5 protein-coding genes and 1 pseudogene are annotated in these 3,032 nt (G+C 68.6%); 4 read left to right on the forward strand and 2 right to left on the reverse strand.

The window, feature by feature from the left end; genetic code table 11:
* From I53_RS26880 to folK, 4 genes are all read left to right on the forward strand, one after another.
* Positions 1-260, forward strand: a 260-nt coding sequence (locus I53_RS26880; RefSeq protein WP_043356675.1) for a hypothetical protein, incomplete at its 5' end; no start/stop codon positions are given.
* Between the two features lie 85 nt (positions 261-345).
* On the forward strand, positions 346-1,182 hold the full coding sequence (gene folP / locus I53_RS26885) for a dihydropteroate synthase (protein WP_043356684.1): 837 nt from the start codon (positions 346-348) through the stop codon (positions 1,180-1,182).
* Positions 1,183-1,184: 2 nt separating this feature from the next.
* Complete coding sequence (gene folB, locus I53_RS26890) at positions 1,185-1,562, forward strand: dihydroneopterin aldolase (protein WP_043356677.1); 378 nt, start codon at positions 1,185-1,187, stop codon at positions 1,560-1,562.
* Complete coding sequence (folK, locus tag I53_RS26895; RefSeq protein WP_043356679.1) at positions 1,559-2,029, forward strand: 2-amino-4-hydroxy-6-hydroxymethyldihydropteridine diphosphokinase; 471 nt, start codon at positions 1,559-1,561, stop codon at positions 2,027-2,029. Before folB ends, folK begins: the two co-directional genes overlap by 4 nt.
* A gap of 46 nt (positions 2,030-2,075) precedes the next feature.
* Here folK and xoxJ read toward each other — a convergent pair whose 3' ends face one another.
* Positions 2,076-2,936 carry a rare earth element methanol dehydrogenase accessory protein XoxJ gene (xoxJ, locus tag I53_RS26900; protein ID WP_043356681.1) on the reverse strand — a complete coding sequence of 287 codons (861 nt, stop codon included), beginning with the start codon at positions 2,934-2,936 and terminating at the stop codon, positions 2,076-2,078.
* Positions 2,921-3,032 (reverse strand): annotated as a pseudogene (locus tag I53_RS35565) (c-type cytochrome, methanol metabolism-related); the annotation flags it as partial. The pseudogene I53_RS35565 and the gene xoxJ, both read right to left, overlap by 16 nt.

A 3,032-nucleotide genomic window follows, 5' to 3' on the forward strand; every position in this document is an offset into this window, starting at 1 on the left:
CGCGGGTCGATTACGTGTTCGGCTGCATGGCCGCCAACGGCCAGACTCGCGAGAGCCTGCAGAAATGCTCCTGCTCGCTCGACCAGCTCGCCGCGATCCTGCCGTACGACAAGTACGTCCAGGCGAGCACCATCCTGTCGATGCGGCAGGGCATCGGCAACCGGGCGAACGAGTTCAAGTCGACCAAAATCTTCGACGACAAGGTGGCGGACCTGCGCCGCGCCCAGGCCGAAGCCGAGATTCGCTGCTATCACGGCTGAGTTGCGAGGCGAGGCCGGCGTTGCGCCGGCCTCGCGATTCGCGCACACCGGCTCCCGAACCGCGCTCGTGAACGGGACCCGCACCGTGACACCCTCCTCCAGCCTGTCCGCTCTGCTGCCTGCTCTGGGCGGCCGCACGCTGGTCATGGGCATCCTCAACGTCACGCCCGATTCCTTCTCGGACGGTGGGTTGTTCGCCGGGGAGGCCGAAGCCGTGGCCCAGGCCGAGCGCCTCGTCGCAGAGGGCGCGGCGATACTCGACATCGGTGGGGAGTCCACCCGGCCCGGTCACGTTCCGGTCCCGGCCGAGGAGGAGCAGGCGCGCGTCCTGCCGGTGATCCGGGCAATCGCGCCCCGTCTGCCGGTGCCGATCTCCATCGACACCTACAAGGCGTCCACGGCCCGCCTCGCGCTGGAGGCCGGTGCCCGGATCGTGAATGACGTCTGGGGGCTCCAGCGTGAGCCCGACATCGCTTCCGTGGCGGCGGCGCACGGCGCGCCCGTGATCATCATGCACAACCGGGAGACGATCGACCCGGATCTCGACATCGTGGCCGACATGCTCGCTTTCTTCGAGCGGTCCCTCACCATCGCCCATCGCGCCGGCCTCGCCGATTCCGAGATCGTGCTCGACCCGGGTGTCGGCTTCGGCAAGAGCTGGAACCAGCATCTCGAGGCGCTGCGGCGGCTGCCCGAGATCCGCGCCCTCGGGTTTCCGGTCCTGGTCGGTGTTTCCCGCAAGTCGCTTCTCGGACGCCTGCATGATCGCGAGACCCGGCCGGCGGACCGTCTCACGGGCTCCGTCGCGGCCCACGCCGTCGCGGCGACGCTCGGTGCCGACATCGTGCGCGTGCATGACGTTGCGGCGCATGTCGACGCGATGCGCGTCGTCGATGCCGTGATGCGGCCGGAGGCGCGCTGAGCATGGCCGGCGACCTGATCCGCGTCACCCGCATCGCGGTGTTCGGCCGACACGGTGTGCTGGCCGAAGAGGCCGTGCTGGGCCAGCGCTTCTATATTTCCCTCGAAGCGCAGCTCGACCTCGGCGCGGCGGGCCGCTCGGATGATGTGGCCGGCACGGTGAGCTACGCCGATCTCACCGCGGTGGCGGTCGCGATCGCCACCGAGCATCGATTCAACCTGATCGAAGCCCTGGCCGAAGCCATCGCCGCGGAGATCCTGGCGCGTTTCACGCTGGTCGACGCCGTCACGGTCCGCGTCGACAAGCCGAGCGCTCCCGTTCCCGCCATTCTGGACAGCGTCAGCATCGAGATCATGCGTCGTCGCGGAGCCGGCCGATGAGGGCCTATCTCGGTATCGGCAGCAATGTCGGCGACATGGCCGCGATGCTCGACCGCGCGGTCGCGGGCCTCGCGGCGGATCCGGGTATCACCCTCGTCGCGCGGTCCTCCGACTACCGCACGCCGCCCTGGGGCAAGACCGATCAGCCTTGGTTCCTCAACGGGGCCGTGGCGGTGGAGACGAGTCTCGATCCGCATGGCCTGCTCGACGCCTGCCTCCGCGTGGAGCACGATCTCGGCCGGGTCCGCGAGGAGCGCTGGGGGCCGCGGGTGATCGACATCGACGTCCTGGCCTACGAGGGCGCCGCCGTCGACGACGCGCGTCTCGTTCTGCCGCACCGCTATGTCCGTGAGCGGGCCTTCGTGCTGGTGCCGTTGGCCGAGATCGCACCCGACCTCGTGATCGGCGGCGAGCGCGTGGTGGATGCCTTGGCGAAGCTCGACCGGACCGGCATCGCGCGCGTCTGAGCCGACCCGGCCGGGTCGCCGTCGAGCGGCGACCTGCAACGGTGCGTCAGCGCTCGGCCGGCTCCGCGAGCTTGTTGTCATCCTCTTCGAGGAGCGGCACGTCGTAGGCGCGCAGGACCGCGTCGATATCGGCCTTACGCTTGCGCAGGACGGTGTTCAGCGAGCGCTTCCAATCGTTCTCGCCGATCCGCACGCCCATGGCGATCCGGTAGGCCATCGGCGGCCGCTCCGGCTCCTTGAGCAGGGGCACGACATTCATCGCGACGCCCGATTGCTTGGCGAGCCAGCCCGCCGCAGGCCCCCACAGCACGGCCGCGTCGATCTCCTTGGCGGCCAGCGCCGCGATGATCTCGGCGGCAACCGTCTGATGCTTGCGGGCCGGGTCGAGCTGATAGGGGGCGTAGGCCTTCATGGTCGAGACGAGGCCGAGATCTCCCATGCGGTTGACCGGCGGCGTCCCGGCGATCACGCCGATGCTCTTGCCTTTCAGGCGCGGATCGTCGAGGGCGGTCACGCCCTCATACTCACCCTTGCGCGTGACCAGCGTATAGGCAGACCGATAATAGGGATTGGTGGTCTGGACGAGGTCGCTGCCGAAGGCCTGACCCATGATCAGATCGCAGAGGCCGGTCCCGAGCGTGTTGCGCACGAAGCCGGGACCCTGGGTCAGCCAGTAGTAGCGGACCTTGATCTTCAATTCGTCGGCGATGATCGCCGCGATCTTGTTCTCGAAGCCGTCCTCCTTGCGTTCGGAGAACGGCATGTTGCCCGGATCCCCGCAGACGCGCAGCACGTCCGTGGTGACCGTATCCGGCAGATGCTGGGCGAGAGCCCCCTGTGCCCCGGTGAATGTCAGGGCGCAGAGGACGGCGATCCGGGCAAGAGACGACATCAGCCGCCCATGCATTCCTTCTCGGCCTTCTTGGCCGTATCGGGCTTGTCCTCATGATCCGACGGACGGATACGCCCGATCGCCCCGGCGGCGCGCGCCTTGAGGTAGACG

Source organism: Methylobacterium sp. B1 (assembly GCF_000333255.1).
Taxonomy (GTDB): Bacteria; Pseudomonadota; Alphaproteobacteria; order Rhizobiales; family Beijerinckiaceae; genus Methylobacterium; species Methylobacterium fujisawaense.

What these genes read in the sequence shown, in the direction of transcription:
- folB (WP_043356677.1), top strand. Translation starts at nt 1,185, where the DNA reads ATGGCCGGCGACCTGATCCGCGTCACCCGCATCGCGGTGTTCGGCCGA.
- folK (WP_043356679.1), top strand. Translation starts at nt 1,559, where the DNA reads ATGAGGGCCTATCTCGGTATCGGCAGCAATGTCGGCGACATGGCCGCG.
- xoxJ (WP_043356681.1), bottom strand. Translation starts at nt 2,936, where the DNA reads ATGCATGGGCGGCTGATGTCGTCTCTTGCCCGGATCGCCGTCCTCTGC.